A 17,320-nucleotide genomic window follows, 5' to 3' on the forward strand; every position below is an offset into this window, starting at 1 on the left:
AGACCTCAATCGGCGAAGTCGGCATCGTCGCCCTCGGGTTCTTCGAAGGCGTCGTCGAAGGCATCATCGAAGTCGGCGTCATCGAAATCGAAGTCGAACTCATCGCTGGCGAAGGGATCGTCGCCCAACTCGCCGTCGCTGACTTCGAAGCGTCTACGCTGCAGGTAAGCATCGCGTATGAAGACATAGCGATCCCCCCGGATCAACTCTTCCTGATCGAGGAAGCCTGCGCGCACGTCGACGACACGCAGCGCGGTCAGGCCATAGCGTACCTTGTCATCTTCCACGTAATAGAGCGGATAGGTCACTGTATCCAGCGGCAGGCCGGCGGTATCCCTTACCGTGCTGGGGCCAAGGAACGGCAGGACCAGATAGGGTCCTTCCGATACCCCCCAGACGCCCAGGGTCTGGCCGAAATCCTCATCCTGTACGGTGATGCCCATGTGGGTGGCGAAGTCCCACAGACCGGCGATACCCACCGTGGAGTTGATCACGAAGCGCGAGGTAGCGAGACCGGCATTGGCCGGCTTGCCCTGCAGCAGGCTGTTGAGTGCGGTGCGGATCTCGCCGAGGTTGGAGAAGAAGTTGCCGACCCCGGTCTGCACCGGCTGAGGCGTGACGGTGCGATAGCCGCGCGCCACCGGCCGCAGTACAGCCCGGTCGACCGCCTCGTTGAAGGTGAAGACCCTGCGATTGAAGCCCTCCCAGGGGTCGTCGGGATGGCGATCCTCCACCGCCACCCGTCCGGCACAGCCCGCCAGCATGGCCAACAGCGACATGGCGACCAGGGCCCGGGTAAAAAAGCCGGTCTGCTTCACGACCATCGGCTACGTCTCCTCAAGGTTCTCGTAGAGGGGTGCGTCACAGCCGACGCACCACCACGCAGCCGGCACTGTACCCGGCGCCGAACGAGCAGACCACCCCTATGTCGCCCGAGGCCAGGTCGTCACGGTGCAGATGGAAGGCAATGATCGAACCGGCGGAGCTGGTATTGGCATAGCGATCGAGGATGATCGGCGCCTGCCCGGGTTCGGGATCGTGCCCCAGCACCCGCCGGGCGATCAGGTCGTTCATGTGGTGATTGGCCTGGTGCAGCCACAGGCGCGAGAGATCGCCACCGGTCAGGTCGAGGCTGGCCAGATGGTCGCTGATCATGGCCGCCACCATGGGGCAGACCTCCTTGAACACCCGCCGCCCTTCCTGTACGAACAGCTTGTCGCTGGCCAGGGGGTCGCTGTCGGTGACCCGATTGAGGAAGCCGGCATTGTTGCGAATGGCATTGGAGAAGCGCGTGACCAGGCGGGTCCCGAGGATCTCGAAGCGGCGCTCGGCAGTGGCCAGTGCGGCGTTCTCCAGCACGATGGCGGTACAGGCATCGCCGAAGATGAAGTGGCTGTCGCGGTCGCGAAAGTTGAGGTGGGCCGAGCAGATCTCGGGATTGACCACCAGGGCACGCCGGACGTTGCCGCCGCGAATGGCACCTGCCGCCAGATCGATGGCAAAGGTCGCCGAGCTGCAGGCCACGTTCATGTCGAAGGCATGCCCGGTGGTGCCCAGGGCCGCCTGCAGTTCCACCGCCACCGCCGGATAGGGGCGCTCCAGGTTGGAACAGGCAACGATCACCATGTCGATGTCGCCGGCTTCGACGCCGGCGGCGGCGAGAGCCTGACGTGCGGCGACAAGCCCCATCTCGCACTGGATGGAGGGTTCGTCGTTGCTGCGCTGGGGCAGACGCGGACGCATGCGCTCGGGGTCGAGAATGCCCTCGGCATCCAGCACGTAGCGGCTGTGGATCCCCGACGCCTTGACGATGAACTCGCTGCTCGAATATGCCAGCGGTTCGCGCTCGCCGGCCGCGATGGCGGCGGCATGGCGTTCGTTCTCGATATCCACCCAAGCGTTGAACGAGGCGACCAGCGCATCGTTGTCGATGGCGTGCTCCGGCGTGAAGAGTCCCGTACCGGTAATCACGACGTCTGTCATCAGTGTCTCCCTCATGCGGCCTGTCGACCGCTGGCTGACATCGGCGAACCGATGCCTCATGTCTCGTTTATCGGCGGGTCAGGCCCCACCTTGACCGTGTCCCGTCAGTTCCGTCCAGCGTCGCTCGAGACGCTTGACGGAGACCGGCATGCGCGTGCCCAACTGCTGGGCGAACAGCGAAACCCGCAGCTCCTCGATCCACCAGCCGAACTCCACCAGCTCGGGATCCTCGTGGCCACCGCGGCGCTGGCTTTCACGGCGCGCGGCCAGGCGCGCCTCGAAGTCCTGCACGTCCTGCATGTGCATCTGATCGCGCATGCGCTCGCGTGGGGCTTTCTCCAGGCGGATCAGGGCCGCCTCCATGTAGCGCGGATACTCCTCGAGCCACTCTCCAGCTTCGCTCACGAAGCCGGGGTGCACCAACCGCTGCATCTGCACCTTCAAATCACTGTATACCAAGGCCAGCGCCAGGTTCAGGTTGCCCTTCAGCGCCTTGGTCACCGCCAGGTGGCCTTCCAGCGCTCGCTTGAGCGTGGCGACCAGTGCTTCGGCAGTGGGCACCAGGTCGCCGCGGGTCGCAGCAAGGCGAGCGTCGAGCTCGGCGTTGCTGCGCGGCAACGGTGCCATGCCCATGCTACGGGCGAAGACTGCTTCGACCACGTCGTCGACCAGGACCCGCTTGCTGCCCACCTTGGTGAACAGCAGGGCGCAGGCATCGAGCCCCTTGAGCTGCTGGATGACACGCACCTGCTCGGGCAGGCGGGTCATGGCCAGCCGCACCACGCCGCGGCGATGGGCCTGCTCGGCCTTGCCGGGATGATCGAACAGCTCGATGCGGAAGGCGTCTCCTTCCGGCACCAGCGCCGGATACGCTTCGACCCGGATACCTGCCTGGGTGGTCACCCGCGACGCGGGCAGCGGAGTGTCGGACAACCCGGCGACATCCGGCGCGTCGCTGACTTCGGCCGCCAGCGCCCTGGCGCCCTCGCCCGCCGCGGCTTCGAAGCGCCGCTCGAGCTCGCGCGCGTCACGGCCCTGGCCAAGCACCTTGCCTTCATGATTCACGACACGCACGTTCATGATCAGGTGGGGCTCGAGCTGGTCGTAGCGCCAATCGTCGGGGTGTACGCGCACCCCGGTGCGGCGGCGCAGAAACTCCCCCAGCGCCTCGCTGAGCGGCACGTCGTCGGGCGTGAGCGTCTCCAGCGCCGCATCGACCCAGTCGGGAATCGGCACCACCTGGCGGCGGATCGCCTTGGGCAGCGACTTTAGCAGGGCGATGCACTTCTCCCGTAGCAGCCCCGGCACCAGCCATTCGAGCCGTGCCCGCGGCAGCTGCGGCAGCATCGCCGCCGGCACCGTCAGGGTCACACCGTCGTCCGGCGCTCCCGGTTCGAAGCGGTAGGCAAGCGGATAGCGCACCCCAGCGAGCACCAGCTCATCGGGGTACTGGGCCTGGGTGACCTCCGCCGCTTCCCGGGCCAGCAGCGCGGCGCGATCGAACTTGAGGATGGCGGGATCCTTGGCCTCGGCCTTATTGCGCCACGCCTCGAAGCCCTTGCCGTTGACGATATCCTCGGGGATGCGCTCGTCGTAGAAGGCGAACAGCGTCTCCTCGTCGACCAGAATGTCACGCTTGCGGGCGCGATCCTCCAGCTCTTCGACCTCTTCCACCAGAGCGCGATTGTAGTCGAAGAATTCCCCCTTGGTGCGGAAATCCCCCTCCACCAGCGCCCGGCGGATGAACAGTTCGCGCGATTCGCGCGGGGCAATCGGTCCGTAGTGCACGCTGCGGCCGCTGACGATGGGCAGGCCGAACAGGGTGACTTGCTCCTTGGCCACCACCTGGGCACGCTTCATTTCCCAGTGGGGCTCGCTGTGGCTGCGCTTGACCAGATGGCCGGCGACGGGCTCAATCCACTGCGGTTCGATCCTGGCCACCGTTCGCGCGAACAGTCGGGTGGTCTCCACCAGCTCGAAGGCCATCAGCCACTTGGGCGTTTTCTTGGCCAGCCCGGAGCCGGGGTGGATGACGAACTTGCGGTTGCGTGCCCCCAGGTATTCGCGGTTTTCGGTAAGCATGCCCAGATGTGAGAGCAGCCCCGGCAGCAGCGCCTTGTGCAGCTGCACGGCGTTCTGCCGGCGGGCCTGTTGTCGCGCCTGGTCGAGGGTCTCCCCTTCACCGGCGGGCTCGGGCGGCGGCGTGGGCGGAGGCACCTCGATCTCCATCTCGCGCAGCAGCTGACGCAGCTGGCGGAAGGTGTCGTGCCATTCCCGCAGACGCAGGTAGTTGAGGTAGCGCTCCTTGCACCAGCGCCGCAGGCGATTGCCGGAGAGTTCCTCGCGGGCCGCCTCGAAGCCCTGCCACAGGTTGAGCAGGGCGACGAAGTCGGAGTCCGGGTCGTGCCAGCGGCGGTGGGCCTGATCGGCGGCCTCGCGCTTCTCCGCCGGGCGGTCGCGCGGGTCCTGCACTGCCAGCGCCGAGACCACCACCAGTACGTCGCGCAAGCTGCCCTGCTCGGCGCCGGCCAACACCATGCGCGCCAGGCGCGGATCGATGGGCAGCCGGGCGAGCTTGCGCCCTATCGTCGTCAGACGATTGCTCTCGTCCACCGCACCCAGCTCGAACAGCAGGCGGAAGCCGTCGGTGATGAAGCGCGAATCGGGTGGATCGACGAAGGGGAACTGCTCGATGTCGCCGAGCTTGAGCGACAGCATCGAGAGGATCACCGAGGCTAGGTTGGTACGCCGAATCTCGGGATCGGTGAATTCAGGACGGGAGAGGAAATCCTCCTCGTCGTAGAGGCGAATGCACACCCCCTCGGCCACGCGCCCGCAGCGCCCCTTGCGCTGGTCGGCGCTGGCCTGGCTGACCGGCTCCACCGGCAGCCGCTGGATCTTGGAGCGATAGCTGTAGCGGCTGATGCGCACCAGCCCCGGATCGATCACGTAGCGGATACCGGGCACCGTGAGCGAGGTCTCGGCAACGTTGGTGGCCAGCACGATACGCCGCCCGGCGTGAGGAGCGAACACGCGATTCTGCTCGGCGTTGGAGAGCCGCGCATAGAGCGGCAGGATCTCGGTGGCCTTGAGGTCGGCGCGGCGCAGCGTATCGGCGGTCTCGCGGATCTCGCGCTCACCGGGCAGGAACACCAGGATGTCCCGTGGGCCGTGGAACCAGCGCTTGTCCCGCTCGATCTGTTCGATCTCCTCCACCGCGTGGAGAATGCCCTCCTGCAGGGTGCGATCGGCCTCGTCCTCCTCCTCGCGCACCAGCGGCCGGTAGTGCACCTCCACCGGGTAGGTGCGCCCCGACACCTCGACAACCGGCGCCGGTCGGGGCCCGCCCTTCTCGCCGGGCAGCGCAAAGTGCTCGGCGAAGCGCGCCACGTCGATGGTGGCCGAGGTGATGATCACCTTGAGTTCAGGCCGGCGCGGCAGCAGCCGCTTGAGGTAGCCGAGCAGGAAATCGATGTTGAGGCTACGCTCATGGGCCTCGTCGATGATGATCGCTTCGTAGCGGGTCAGATCCGGGTCGTGGCGGGTCTCGGCCAGCAGGATGCCGTCAGTCATCAGCTTGACCAGGGTGGCGTCGCCGCTCTGATCGGTGAAGCGCACCTGATAGCCCACCTGCTCACCCAGCGACACCTGAAGCTCCTCGGCCAGGCGTGTGGCCACCGAGCGTGCCGCCAGGCGCCGCGGCTGGGTGTGGCCGATCAAACCGCGCCGTCCCAGCCCCAGCTCCAGGCACAGCTTGGGCAGTTGGGTGGTCTTGCCCGAACCGGTCTCGCCGGCCACCACCACCACCTGGTGCTCGCGCAGCGCGGCGAGAATGTCGTCACGCCGCTCCGCCACCGGCAGTTCGGGAGGATAGTCGAGCGTCACCGGCTGCGCCCGGCGGCTGGCAGCCAGCGCCGCGGAGCGCTCGATGCCGCGCACCACCTCGGCCAGGCCGCGATCCACCGGCTTGCCCTCCCGCAGGCGTCGCTCAAGGCCCTTCAGCCTGCGCGTGAGCGTCTCGCGATCACGCAGCATGACGTCATCCAAAGCGCGCTCCAGACGCTCCAGCGCGGCCCTGTCGGCGGCATTGGCGGAACCAGTAGGGGTTGCGGTGCTCACAGCCATCCTCTTGCCATGGAAAAAAACCTGCCCGCTCCAGGCCACCGGAGCGGGCAGATCATTGTAACGCCGGGAAGCGGAGTTCGGCCAATCGCGGCCGTGCTACTCCTTGCCGTCGCTTTCCTCGTCACGCAACTGGCGACGCAGCACCTTGCCGACGTTGGTCTTGGGCAGCTCATCGCGGAACTCGACGAACTTGGGCACCTTGTAGCCGGCCAGCTCCTTCTTGCACCACTCGCGCAGCGTCTTCTCGTCCAGGCTCTCGTCGCGCTTGACCACGAACAGCTTCACCGCCTCGCCGCTGTCCTCGTCCTTGACACCGACCGCGGCCGACTCGACCACGCCCGGGTGACCGGCCACCACGTCCTCGATCTCGTTGGGATAGACGTTGAAGCCCGACACCAGGATCATGTCCTTCTTGCGGTCGACGATCTTGATGTAACCGTCCTCCTGCAGCACGGCGATATCGCCGGTGGAGAACCAGCCATCGTCGCTCAGTACCTTGGCGGTCTCTTCATCCAGGTTCCAGTAGCCCTTCATCACCTGGGGCCCCTGCACGCACAGCTCGCCCGGCTCGCCCAGCGGCAGGGTATTGCCGTCGCTGTCCACCACCTTGACCGCGGTACCCGCCACCGGCTTGCCGATGGTGCCGAGCTGAATGGCGTCGATGGGATTGAAGCTGACCACCGGCGCGGTTTCGGTGAGCCCGTAGCCCTCGGCGATGTCGCATCCGGTGACCTCCTTCCAGCGTTCCGCCGAGGCCTTGGTCAGCGCCATGCCACCGGAAATGGTCAGGTGCAGTTGCGAGAAATCGAGCTTGCGGAAGTCCTCACGGTTGCACAGCGCATTGAACAGCGTGTTCAAACCGATGAAGGCGGTGAACTTGACCTTCTGCAGCTCCTTGACGAAGTTGTCCAGGTCCCGGGGGTTGGGAATCAGGATCGAGTGGTTGCCGGTCTTCATCAGGAACAGGCAGTTCACGGTGAAGGTATAGATGTGATAGACCGGTAGCGGCGCGATCACCACCTCCTTGCCCTCGTCCAGGCCCGGGCCGATGGCCGCATCCGCCTGCAGCATGTTGGCCACCAGGTTGCAGTGGGTGAGCATGGTGCCCTTGGGCAGGCCGGTGGTGCCACCGGTGTACTGCAGCGCGGCGATGTCGTCGAGCCCTCTCTCGACTTCGCGATGCTGACGCGAAGCGCCGTCCTTCAGCGCCTTGCGGAACGGAATCGCCATCGGCAGCGAGTAGGAGGGCACCATCTTCTTGACGTACTTGACCACGGCGTTAATGAGGAAACGCTTGGGGAAGCCGTGCATGTCGCCAAGCTCGGTGACCAACACGTGCTCGATGTCGGTACGGTCGAGCACCTTCTCGAGCTTGCTGGCCATGTTGGCCAGGATCAGGATTGCCCGGGCACCGGAGTCCTTGAACTGGTGCGCCATTTCACGCTCGGTATAGAGCGGATTGGTATTGACTACCACCAGGCCTGCCCGCAAGGCGCCAAACACCGCGATAGGGAACTGCAGCACGTTGGGCAGTTGAATCGCAATACGATCGCCCGGCTGAAGCCCGGTCTCGTGCTGCAGCCAGGCGGCGAAATCGGCCGAGAGACGGTCGAGTTCGGCAAAGGTGAGCGTCTGACCCATGCAGGTGAATGCCGGATTGTCGGCAAAACGCTTCACTGCTTCATGGAAGACGTCCATCAGCGACCGATACCGATCCATGCCTTCCAGCTCAGGTCCGTTGAGAATACCGGCGTTGGCTTGTTCATTCATAGGCGCTATCTCCACAGCTTCGTCGACACGGTCATTCACCCTCGACCCCGACGGTTCTTGTTGTGACAAAGCCGGTACGATATACCAGGCATCGCTCGCCTGTAAAACGCATGATTCAAACGAACGTTCACAAAAGAATGTGCGGTTTCAGGGTGCTCCTTTGTCTACCAAGCTGGGCAAAATCGGCCGGAAAGGCAAGCCGACGCGGGCAAAGGACTCAGTCTCGTTCCGTGATTGTCTCAGTCACGTAGCGGGACACGATCCGCCCATGCCGCCACACCAACAGCTCACCCGGCACCATGCGAACCCATGCCTCGTTACTGGTCAGCGGCTCCGTCGCGATTACCGAGACGATGTCGTCGGGGGTCGTATGCTCGGCAAAGTTGACCGTCAGCTCGGCATCCGAGAGCTCGGCGCTGCCGAACGGCGCGCGCCGCGTGATGTGGGCCAGCTTGGTCGAGCAATAGGTGTAGAGAAACTCGCCGTCAGCCAGCAGCAGATTGAAGACCCCTTTGCTGCGCAGCGTTTCGCAAAGGCCATGGAGGCGTTGCCAGAGGGCCTGATGCTCTTCGCTCAGCAGCGCGTCGCTCGACGCCAGTCGCGGCGCCTCGGCAAAGCGTTCGCGCAGGCTGGCCAACAGCCAGCAGAAGGCGTGCTCGCTGTCGGTATCGCCCACCGGCCGATAGAAGCTCAAGGGCAATTCCTGCCACGCTTCGAGCTGGCCGTTATGGGCGTAGCACCACGTTCTGCCCCACATTTCCCGGGTGAAGGGATGGGTATTGGCCAGACGAACCTGACCGACATTGGCCTGACGAATGTGGCTGATGACGATATGTGACTTGATCGGATAGTCGGTGATCAGCCGGGCAATGGGCGAGCGAATCGACGGGTGAGGGTCGCGGAAATCGCGATAGCCGCCCGCCTCGTAGAAGGCGATGCCCCAGCCGTCACGATGGGGCCCGGTACCACCGCCTCGATGCAAGAAGCCGGTGAAACTGAAGCAGATATCGGTGGGCACGTTGGCGCTCATGCCCAGCAGCTCACACATGCGGTTCCTCCCGTGATCCGGCATGGCGATGCCGTATCGCCATTCGCCAGGCGACCAACAGCACCAGCAGTAGCAGCAGCCCACCGGCCAGTAGCGCACCGGCCCCGCGTCGGTCTCCCACGGCCTCCTCGAGCGGCCGGGTCAGCACGGGCTGCCACTCTCGCCAGCGCTCCTGGGCCGCCCGCGGCAGTTGCTGAATGCTGCGCACTGCCTGTTCCAGCGGCTGCGGCAGCGGCGACTCCGAGGTGGCACGCGGCTCGCGCACTGGAGTCAGCTCTTCGTGAAAGCGCACCACCTCCAGCGCCGGGCCGGCATCCACCTGACCGATCGCCGTGGTCACCGACGGGAACAGCACCAGGCGCGGTAGCTGCAGCTCGTGGGTCTCGCCGTCGAGGGTGACCTCACCGCGCAGAACCAGCGGCACGCTGAGCGCCGTGTCCAGCTCAGGTAGCGCAATGCTCCAGCGCCGCTCGGCCATCGGCTCAGCGGCAAGGTGTGCGCCCTGGAGCTGACCGTAAAGACGGGTATTGTGACGATCCAGCAAGGGATGTTCGGCGCTCAACAGAACGCGGTGGTTGGCCTCGTCATGGCGGGCCGCCACGGCCGGCAGGACATTGACCGGCTGGACACGCTGACGGCGAAAGCCCTGGCCTTCGGCACGCACCGCCAGTTGGGCCTTGCCCGCCAGCACCGGTGCCGGCAGCTTGCCGGCGAAACGCGCCTCCTGCTGCTCGAGTACCACCGCCGACTGGGCCGAGCCCGATTCGTCGCGCAGCTCCGCCGTCAAACGGAGATGGGCCGGCAACGCGTCGGCCACCACCTCATCACCCTCGCGCAGGAACCAAGCCTCCACCGGCACGCCGAAACCGAGATACAGGGTGCTCGACACGCCACTCATCTGCAGGTGAAGCGGCGACTCGACGGTGATGCGGCTGTTCGGCCCCGCACCGCCCTCGAGGCGCCATTGACCCGCTTGAGGATCAGGTACCTTGATGAGGTCGTAGTGAGGCTCGCTGCGCCACTCGGCGCCTTCCGGGGGGGCTTCGGCGGTGTAGCGCCGGCCGTCGGGTGCGACCAGCGTCGCCGGCTCCTCACCGCGAAACAGCAGCGCGGTGAAGCCGCGCAGTCCCGGCTCGACGAGGAACCCCCGGTCGGTGACCGGTACGCGATCGCTGGGATAGATGCGATCGACGATATCGAGGAAGGCGCCCATCAGCGCATCGGGAGCGGCAACCGAAGCCGAAAGCCCACCGGTCATCTGAGCCAGGCGCTCGACCAGATCGAGGTCGGCCTCGTCCGAGAAGGCAATGGCGTGTATCACCACGCCTTCCTCGGCCAGGCGTGGACCAAGCTCATCGAGCAGGGCCTCGCGGGATGACGTATCGATGGCCGGCTTGCTACCGCGCCAGGCAGGCAGGTCGATCACGCCATCGGTAAGCAGCACCAGGTGCAGCGGAACGCCGTTCGGCTCGACCATGGCCGTATGATAGACCGCCGACTCGATGTCGGTGAATTGCTCGTAAGCGACCAGCTGAGGTGCCAGCGCCCTGGCACGCTCGCGCCACTCGGCGTTCACTGGTGACGGCGGCAGCGGGCTGCGCACCCGCTCGCCGAAGGTCCAGATCCCTGCCGTGGCGCCATCGGGCACCATGGCGACAAGGAGTTCCAGCGCCTTGCCGGCCAGCTGGTCGGGGTCGTTGTGACGCATGCTCCCCGAAACATCGAAGATGACCCTGACCTCGGGCCGCTCCGCTACCTCTGTAGCGGAGAGATGACCCGCCATTACCAAGCAACCGACCAACCCTGCCAGCCAGCGCCATATCGTGTTGCGCTCCCTCCCCATCGGGGCTCCCTAGCCGATCTTCGGCTCCCGGCGCTTGGTTGACGCATGCGGTTGTCTACCGCCCTGGCCAGCACGCCTTCTGTTATGGTCCCGCTTCCTGCTCTCTTCGTCCTGTTGCTTTTTCTTCTGCGCACCGCCTTCAACCACAGGCTCGGCACGAAACATCCATACCTGCAACACGCCGATGGCCAGGCCCAGCAGTGCACCCGCGGCCAACAGCAAAGCCGTCGACATCAGTGTCGACGCATTGCGCTCGAGAAACGCCACGGCAGCCACCACCACCGCCGGCGCCATGCCGGTATAGGTCTCCCCTTCCACCAGCGGCAGCCGAAAACGCGTCGGCATCCACAGAATGCCGGCCACCGCCCAGGTGATGGGTAGACGCAGCATACGGGGTAGAAATGCCAGCCCCAGGTAACCTGCCACCAGCACGACCAGCGACAAACCCAGATAGGTCAGCCATAGTAGGGACATCGAATCGGATGTCAGCATCGATACCTCTTCGTTGCATTACGCCCCGCCACATGACGGAGCGTACAGGATGGAAAGTCATTTTGAGTATGGTACACCCGCCCCAATGAAAGCACAGCCGCCACAAAGTTCCTCTATCCCCGCCGCCGATTTTTCATCGCCGTCGCCGGTCGAACGGTTTCGCCGCCCCGATGACCCCGAATGGCATTGGCTGGAAGACCGCGACGACCCGCAGGTCAGCGCCTTTCTGGAAGCGGCGAATGACGAATCCAAGACCTGGATGAGACCACTCGACGATCTGGTGGAGCGGCTCTATCACGGCCATCTCTCGCGTCGTGAGCTGGGCATCAAGGGCCTGCCCACCGCGCTCGATCGCTTCACCTACTGGAGCGAGACCGCCGCCGATGCCGATTACCCCGTATGGTGGCGCCATCACAACGGCAATCCGAGCGACGCGGTACCTTTTCTGGACCTGCAGCAGCGCGCCGCGGCGGAGCACTACCTGGAATTGGGCGACATGGCCCTATCGCCGGACGAGCGCTGGCTGGCCTGGACCGAAGACACCAGCGGCGATGAGCGCTTCACGCTCTACCTCAAGGCGCTGCCCGACGGTGAACCGCTGCTGCTGCTGGAGGAAATAGGCCCGGAGCTGACCTGGGCCGAGGACAACGCCACCCTGCTGTTCACCCGCTACGACGCCACCCAGCGCCCCGACAGCATCTGGCGCCTGCCGCTGAATCGAGGCCAGGCCGGCGAACCGGCGTTGATCCTGCGCGAAGACGATGCGGAGTTCTGGCTGGGGCTGGGCAAGACACGTTCACGGCAGTGGCTGGTGCTAGAGAGCGCCTCGAAGGACACCAGCGAGTGTTACCTGCTGTCGGCCCAGGCGCCCGACCAGACGCCGCGCTGCTTCCGGCCACGGGAGAAGGGCGTGGAGTACGGGCTGGAGCACCGTCCCGGATATTTCTACGTGCTGCACAACCGCAACGCCCCCCACTTCTGCCTCGAGGTCGTGGACGAGCATGATCCGCAGGCGCCCTGGCGTCCGCTGATCGAACACCGCGACGACACCACCCTGGAGGATGTCGAAGCCTTCGACTGGGGGCTGGCCATTAGCGAGCGCGACCATCACGAGGCCCAGGTCAGGGTGCGCATCGTCGAACTCGATGGTGGCCATGCCGTCGGACGAGACGAGCGTCTGCCCCTGCCGGAATCGCCCTGCAGCCTGATGCTCGGCGATATGCCCCACTTCGACAGCCGCCGCCTGCGCCTGCGGGAGGAGTCGTTCGTCATGCCGGTGCACTGGCTCGAGCACGACCTCGACAGCGGCCAGCGCCAGGTGCTCAAGTCGCAGCCCATCCACGGCGACCTGCAGCCCCAGGACCTGTGCTGTGAACGCATCTGGGCCCGCGCCCACGATGGCGAACGAATTCCGGTATCGGTGGTGATGCGTGCCGATCTAGCCGGCCACCCGCTGCCCACCCTGCTGTACGGCTATGGCGCCTACGGCGAGGTGCTAGACCCCTGGTTCTCGGTGGCCAGGCTGGAGCTGCTTGCGCGCGGCGTTGCCTTTGCCGTGGCGCATGTGCGCGGCGGCGGCGACCGAGGCGAACCCTGGTACCTGGCCGGCAAGCTCGAACACAAGGAAAACAGTTTTCGCGACTTTCTGGCGGCGCGCCACGCGCTGGTGGAGAAAGGCTTCAGCGACGCCGAACGGATTGCCGCCTACGGCGCCAGCGCCGGGGGCCTGCTGGTGGGCGCCAGCCTCAATCTGGCACCAGAGGCCTTCTGTGCCGCCCTACTGGACGTGCCCTTCGTCGACGTACTGCGCACCATGGAGAACCCCGACCTGCCGCTGACCACCGCCGAATACACCGAATGGGGCAACCCCGACGAGCCCGATGCGCGAAAACGCATTCGCGCCTATTCGCCGCTCGACAACCTGACGCCGCAGCCCTACCCCACGCTGTTTCTTCAGGGCAGTTGGCACGACACCAGAGTGCCCTACTGGGAGCCCGCCAAGCTCTATGCCCGACTACGGGAAATGGGTACCGCACGCGGCCCGGTGCTGCTGCGCACCGACATGGCCGCCGGACACGGTGGCGCTTCGGGACGCTTCAAGGCCTGGCACGACAATGCCCGCCAGGACGCTTTCATTCTTTGGGCGCTGGGTCTCGCCGAGAGAGAGGCCTGAGCAGCCGAGGGCAACAAGAATCCGGCCCGGTTGGAACCGGGCCGGGTCGTCACGGAAGATCAGCCGCCGGCACCGCCACCGCTGCCGCCACCGGCACCGCCGCCGTCACCACCGCCGGAGCCGCCGTTGCCGCCCCCGCCGGAGCCGCCGCTGCCGCCCCCACCGGAGCCACCGTTGCCGCCCCCACCGGAGCCGCCGCTGCCGCCCCCACCGGAGCCGCCGCTGCCGCCCCCACCGGAGCCGCCATTGCCGCCCCCACCGGAACCGCCTCCGCCGTTGCCACCGCCTCCGTTGCCATTCCCACCGCCGTCGCCGTTGCCACCGCCTCCATCGCCGTTGCCACCGCCTCCGTTGCCGTTGCCACCGCCTCCGTTGCCGTTACCACCGCCGTCGCCGTTGCCACCGCCTCCGTTGCCGTTACCACCGCCACCGTTGCCACCGCCTCCATTGCCGTCGCCACCGCCGCTATTGCCACCCCCGCCACCGCCGCCACTGCTGGGCGGCGAGGAGCCGCCGGTGCGCACCAGGCCACCGTCACCTCCCCCTCTGGAGCCATCCAGGCCCATCGCTCCCAGGCCGGCGCCGGTTGGCGGCAGCCATTCCAGCAATTCGTCGAGTTCTTCGTCGCTCAGCACGGCGCCGTCGTTGAACAGCGCATTCCAACGTGCCGTCATTTCCTCATCGCTGAGCGGTTCGGTCCAGGGCTGCGACTGGGCCATGGCGCTCGTTGTCAGCATGACGCCAAACGTCACTCCTGCCGTCGTCATCCATCTCCGTTTCATGATCCCCTCCCATCGGCTTGCTCAGCTCTCGTGGCATTTGCAATGCCCCCTGAAAGCAACACAATGTTACAAGCTGCAACACTCAGCATTATGGGGAATGGGAGAAATGGCCATCAGCAGCCAGGCTGAAATTGGATACCAAAGACCTTCAGACCTTGAGGGGATCAGCCGTCAATCGGCAGTATGGCAATGATGTGGTCTTCCAGTTCGTCGTCTGGCACGTCACGCTGGGAGATGGCAAAGCTGCGCACGCTGATGCCTTTGCGATGCACGCGCTCGGGGTCGCCGGAGATCAGTGGATGCCAGCCCGCCAGCCGGCGGCCTTCCGCGATACGGCGGTAGGCGCAGGACTTCGGCAGCCAGCGGAATTCTTCGATACGCTGGGGCGTGAGCCGGGCACAGTCGGGTACCCGGGCCTGGCGGTTGGGGTAGTCGCTACAGCGGCAGCTGTGGATGTCGAGCAGTTCGCAGGCCACGCCAAGCACGGCGAGGTCGCCGCTGTCCTCGTCCTGGAACTTGACCAGGCAGCACTGGCCGCAGCCGTCGCACAGTGCTTCCCACTCCTCGGCGGTGAGCTCCTCGAGGTCGAAGCGCTCCCAGAACAGTTCACGCATGTCAGTAACGCGACTCTGTGGGGGTGCGATACAGGTCCAGCAGATACTCCTCCTTGGCTGGCGGCATCTGCAGGTAGAACCCCTTTTCGCGGATCGCTGCCATCACGTCCTCCACCTTGGCGCGGGCCAGCGGTTTTTCCGGCGACAGGATCATGGTCATGATGGACACCGGCTTGCCGAAGCGCTCGAGCAGTACCGCGGGCACCTCGGCCAGCCCCTGCCGCTTGTCGACGTAGAGGTACATCTCCTCCTTGTGCGGACTCTTGAAGATCTCGCACAGCAGCTTGTTGCCTTGCAGACGGTCGTCGTTCATGCGGCCTTCACCTCATTCAAAGCTTGTTCCAGGGGTGTCGCGAGGCAGTCGCCGCGCCAGCCCTCAGGCAAAGGTAGCGGTTCCGCCGCCAGATCGGCGGCAATCAGCGCTTCCAGCTCGCGCCGGCGCATCAGCACCTCAGGCGCCAGCCCCAACCGTTCGGCATGCTCGTTCACCACCCGCTTGAGCGCCTTCATGCGCCGCTTGTAGTCCGCCCCCAGCGGCGAAGGCTGCGCCGCCGGCAGAGTGTCCGCCTCGCACTGTTTCGCCTGCTTCACCATGGCCAGCAAGGCATCGCCGTCGCGCTTGATCAGGCTCGGCTTGATCTCTTCGACTTCGGCGAGCTGATAACGATTCTCCGGCATGCGTTCGGCGATGGCGTACAGCACCCGGTCGTTGACCAGCCAGCCCCGCGGCAGGTTGCGTCGCCGGGCCTCGCCCTCGCGCCAGGTGGTCATCAGCCGGTAGGCTTCGACCTGACGAGGCGTGAGCCGCCACAGCTGGCGATGGCGACGATACCACTGCCCATCCGCCTCGTCGCTGCGCAGGGCCTGGGCCATCAGCTCACGGCAGTCGGCTTCCAGCCACTCACGACGCTCCAGCCGTTCCAGCGCTTCGTGCTGACGTTCCCAGACCTTGAGCAGGTAGACCACGTCGAGTGCCGCATAAAGCCGCTGGGATTCACTCAGCGGACGCTGCAGCCAGTCGGATCGGGTCTCGTCCTTGGGCAGCGTCTCCCCGGTCCAGTGATGCACCATGCGCTGATAGCCCATGGCGGGGTCCTCCCCAAGCAGCGCCTGGGCAACCTGGGTATCCACCAGCGGAGCCACCGATACCCCAGCCCAATGCGCCAACACTTCCAGGTCCTCGCTGCTGGCGTGCAGCAGCTTCAGCGGCCCCTCGCCCAACAGGCGGCGAAAGGCATCGGTACAGTGCACCACGACAGGGTCAACGAGCCAGGCCGGTCCACCGCTGGAAAACTGGATCAGAGCGGGAACCGGGTGAAAGGTCTTCTCGCGAAAGAATTCGGTATCCAGCGCGATCACCTCGGCGCCAGCCACCTCGGCACAGGCGGCATCCAGCGCCTCGGGGGTGTCGATCCAGCGGATCTCGGGGGTCAGGGTCATGCGGTCATCCGGCAACAGGAAAAGGCAGCGGCTTCAATCGCCGCGAAACGGCAGGCGGCCATTGAAGGCACGACTGAGGGTACCGCCATCGACGTACTCGAGCTCACCGCCCATGGGCACGCCATAGGCCAGGCGCGACAGGGTCACCCCATGGGGCGCCAGCTGGGCAGCAATGTAGTGCGCCGTGGCCTCGCCCTCCACGGTGGGGTTGGTGGCCAGGATCACCTCGCTGATACCGCCCTCGGCGATACGCGCTTCGAGCTGGTCGAGGCCCAGGTCCTCGGGGCCGATGCCATCCAGCGGCGAAAGGTGACCGTGGAGCACGAAGTAGCGGCCACGGTAACCGCCCGCTTCCTCGATGGCGAGCTGGTCGGCCGGCGACTCTACCACGCACAGCAGCGCATCGTCGCGTCGACTGCTGGTGCACAGGCCGCAGATATCCTCTTCGGTGAGGGTGCGGCAGCGCCGACAGTAGCCAACCTGTTCGATGGCCTGCTCGAGCACACCGGCCAAACGACGGCCGCCGTCGCGGTCGCGCTCGAGCAGATGCATCGCCATGCGCTGGGCGGTCTTGGGCCCCACGCCCGGCAGCACACGCAGCGACTCCATCAGTCTCTCGACGAGGGGGGAAAAGCTCATTCGATACCTCTAGAGGATGGTTGACGCCGCATGGCCGAGCGAAGCCGGTTTCAATAGAGTCAGAAAGGCATCTTGAAGCCGGGCGGCAGGTTCAGCCCCGCCGTGGCCTCTTCCATCTTCGCCCGCGAGCTGGCCTCGACCTTGCGTACCGCGTCGTTGACTGCCGCGGCCAGCAGATCCTCGAGCAGCTCCTTGTCCTCTTCCATGACGCTGGGGTCGATATCGACCTTGCTCACGTCGTGGCGACCGTTCATGGTCACCTTGACCATGCCGGCGCCGGCTTCACCGGTCACCTCGGCCTTGGCGATCTCTTCCTGGACACGCTGCATCTTCTGCTGCATCTCCTGGGCCTGCTTCATCAGGTTGCCCATTCCACCTTTCATCATGGTCGTTCCTCTCGCTTGGCAAAGT

Annotated in this window: 14 protein-coding genes; 1 reads left to right on the forward strand and 13 read right to left on the reverse strand. The window is 65.7% G+C overall.

Annotated features, from left to right (window positions below):
- Positions 1 to 5: 5 nt before the first annotated feature.
- From HOP58_RS04590 to HOP58_RS04620, 7 genes are all read right to left on the reverse strand, one after another.
- The gene (locus HOP58_RS04590; RefSeq protein ID WP_010627902.1) at positions 6 to 824 is read right to left on the reverse strand and encodes a VacJ family lipoprotein; all 819 of its coding nucleotides are present in this window, start codon (positions 822 to 824) and stop codon (positions 6 to 8) included.
- Between the two features lie 37 nt (positions 825 to 861).
- Positions 862 to 1,983 (reverse strand): beta-ketoacyl-ACP synthase III, encoded by a 1,122-nt coding sequence (locus tag HOP58_RS04595; protein ID WP_234254171.1) that lies wholly within the window; start codon positions 1,981 to 1,983, stop codon positions 862 to 864.
- Between the two features lie 78 nt (positions 1,984 to 2,061).
- On the reverse strand, positions 2,062 to 6,018 hold the full coding sequence (gene hrpA / locus HOP58_RS04600; RefSeq protein WP_234259761.1) for an ATP-dependent RNA helicase HrpA: 3,957 nt from the start codon (positions 6,016 to 6,018) through the stop codon (positions 2,062 to 2,064).
- Between the two features lie 186 nt (positions 6,019 to 6,204).
- Entirely contained in the window at positions 6,205 to 7,878 is a 1,674-nt protein-coding gene (locus HOP58_RS04605; RefSeq protein WP_010627899.1) for an AMP-binding protein, read from the reverse strand.
- A gap of 217 nt (positions 7,879 to 8,095) precedes the next feature.
- Positions 8,096 to 8,926, reverse strand: coding sequence for a class II glutamine amidotransferase (locus tag HOP58_RS04610; protein ID WP_234259693.1), 831 nt, complete (start codon positions 8,924 to 8,926; stop codon positions 8,096 to 8,098).
- Positions 8,919 to 10,769, reverse strand: coding sequence for a vWA domain-containing protein (locus tag HOP58_RS04615; protein WP_234254174.1), 1,851 nt, complete (start codon positions 10,767 to 10,769; stop codon positions 8,919 to 8,921). Before HOP58_RS04615 ends, HOP58_RS04610 begins: the two co-directional genes overlap by 8 nt.
- Positions 10,770 to 10,778: 9 nt before the next feature.
- Positions 10,779 to 11,261 (reverse strand): hypothetical protein, encoded by a 483-nt coding sequence (locus tag HOP58_RS04620; protein WP_010627896.1) that lies wholly within the window; start codon positions 11,259 to 11,261, stop codon positions 10,779 to 10,781.
- A gap of 85 nt (positions 11,262 to 11,346) precedes the next feature.
- Here HOP58_RS04620 and HOP58_RS04625 point away from each other — a divergent pair, with 85 nt between their 5' ends.
- Entirely contained in the window at positions 11,347 to 13,434 is a 2,088-nt protein-coding gene (locus tag HOP58_RS04625) for a prolyl oligopeptidase family serine peptidase (protein WP_010627895.1), read from the forward strand.
- Between the two features lie 59 nt (positions 13,435 to 13,493).
- Here the strand turns inward: HOP58_RS04625 and HOP58_RS04630 are convergent, their stop codons facing one another.
- From HOP58_RS04630 to HOP58_RS04655, 6 genes are all read right to left on the reverse strand, one after another.
- The gene (locus HOP58_RS04630; RefSeq protein WP_234259694.1) at positions 13,494 to 14,216 is read right to left on the reverse strand and encodes a hypothetical protein; all 723 of its coding nucleotides are present in this window, start codon (positions 14,214 to 14,216) and stop codon (positions 13,494 to 13,496) included.
- A gap of 164 nt (positions 14,217 to 14,380) precedes the next feature.
- Entirely contained in the window at positions 14,381 to 14,830 is a 450-nt protein-coding gene (locus HOP58_RS04635) for a YcgN family cysteine cluster protein (RefSeq protein ID WP_010627893.1), read from the reverse strand.
- A gap of 1 nt (position 14,831) precedes the next feature.
- Positions 14,832 to 15,143 (reverse strand): YcgL domain-containing protein, encoded by a 312-nt coding sequence (locus HOP58_RS04640; protein ID WP_234254177.1) that lies wholly within the window; start codon positions 15,141 to 15,143, stop codon positions 14,832 to 14,834.
- Positions 15,140 to 16,270 carry a ribonuclease D gene (rnd, locus tag HOP58_RS04645; protein WP_234254178.1) on the reverse strand — a complete coding sequence of 377 codons (1,131 nt, stop codon included), beginning with the start codon at positions 16,268 to 16,270 and terminating at the stop codon, positions 15,140 to 15,142. Before rnd ends, HOP58_RS04640 begins: the two co-directional genes overlap by 4 nt.
- A 33-nt stretch (positions 16,271 to 16,303) precedes the next feature.
- Complete coding sequence (gene recR, locus HOP58_RS04650) at positions 16,304 to 16,909, reverse strand: recombination mediator RecR (protein WP_234259695.1); 606 nt, start codon at positions 16,907 to 16,909, stop codon at positions 16,304 to 16,306.
- A 59-nt stretch (positions 16,910 to 16,968) separates the two neighbouring features.
- Positions 16,969 to 17,295: a YbaB/EbfC family nucleoid-associated protein gene (locus HOP58_RS04655; RefSeq protein ID WP_010627889.1), complete on the reverse strand. Its 327-nt coding sequence runs from the start codon at positions 17,293 to 17,295 to the stop codon at positions 16,969 to 16,971.
- Positions 17,296 to 17,320: the final 25 nt, after the last annotated feature.

It is taken from the genome of Halomonas sp. MCCC 1A11062, from assembly GCF_021404355.1.
In the GTDB taxonomy this organism is placed as follows: Bacteria; Pseudomonadota; Gammaproteobacteria; order Pseudomonadales; family Halomonadaceae; genus Halomonas; species Halomonas aerodenitrificans.

What these genes read in the sequence shown, in the direction of transcription:
- HOP58_RS04590 (WP_010627902.1), bottom strand. Translation starts at nt 824, where the DNA reads ATGGTCGTGAAGCAGACCGGCTTTTTTACCCGGGCCCTGGTCGCCATG.
- HOP58_RS04595 (WP_234254171.1), bottom strand. Translation starts at nt 1,983, where the DNA reads ATGACAGACGTCGTGATTACCGGTACGGGACTCTTCACGCCGGAGCAC.
- hrpA (WP_234259761.1), bottom strand. Translation starts at nt 6,018, where the DNA reads ATGCTGCGTGATCGCGAGACGCTCACGCGCAGGCTGAAGGGCCTTGAG.
- HOP58_RS04605 (WP_010627899.1), bottom strand. Translation starts at nt 7,878, where the DNA reads ATGAATGAACAAGCCAACGCCGGTATTCTCAACGGACCTGAGCTGGAA.
- HOP58_RS04610 (WP_234259693.1), bottom strand. Translation starts at nt 8,926, where the DNA reads ATGTGTGAGCTGCTGGGCATGAGCGCCAACGTGCCCACCGATATCTGC.
- HOP58_RS04615 (WP_234254174.1), bottom strand. Translation starts at nt 10,769, where the DNA reads ATGGGGAGGGAGCGCAACACGATATGGCGCTGGCTGGCAGGGTTGGTC.
- HOP58_RS04620 (WP_010627896.1), bottom strand. Translation starts at nt 11,261, where the DNA reads ATGCTGACATCCGATTCGATGTCCCTACTATGGCTGACCTATCTGGGT.
- HOP58_RS04625 (WP_010627895.1), top strand. Translation starts at nt 11,347, where the DNA reads ATGAAAGCACAGCCGCCACAAAGTTCCTCTATCCCCGCCGCCGATTTT.
- HOP58_RS04630 (WP_234259694.1), bottom strand. Translation starts at nt 14,216, where the DNA reads ATGAAACGGAGATGGATGACGACGGCAGGAGTGACGTTTGGCGTCATG.
- HOP58_RS04635 (WP_010627893.1), bottom strand. Translation starts at nt 14,830, where the DNA reads ATGCGTGAACTGTTCTGGGAGCGCTTCGACCTCGAGGAGCTCACCGCC.
- HOP58_RS04640 (WP_234254177.1), bottom strand. Translation starts at nt 15,143, where the DNA reads ATGAACGACGACCGTCTGCAAGGCAACAAGCTGCTGTGCGAGATCTTC.
- rnd (WP_234254178.1), bottom strand. Translation starts at nt 16,270, where the DNA reads ATGACCCTGACCCCCGAGATCCGCTGGATCGACACCCCCGAGGCGCTG.
- recR (WP_234259695.1), bottom strand. Translation starts at nt 16,909, where the DNA reads ATGAGCTTTTCCCCCCTCGTCGAGAGACTGATGGAGTCGCTGCGTGTG.
- HOP58_RS04655 (WP_010627889.1), bottom strand. Translation starts at nt 17,295, where the DNA reads ATGATGAAAGGTGGAATGGGCAACCTGATGAAGCAGGCCCAGGAGATG.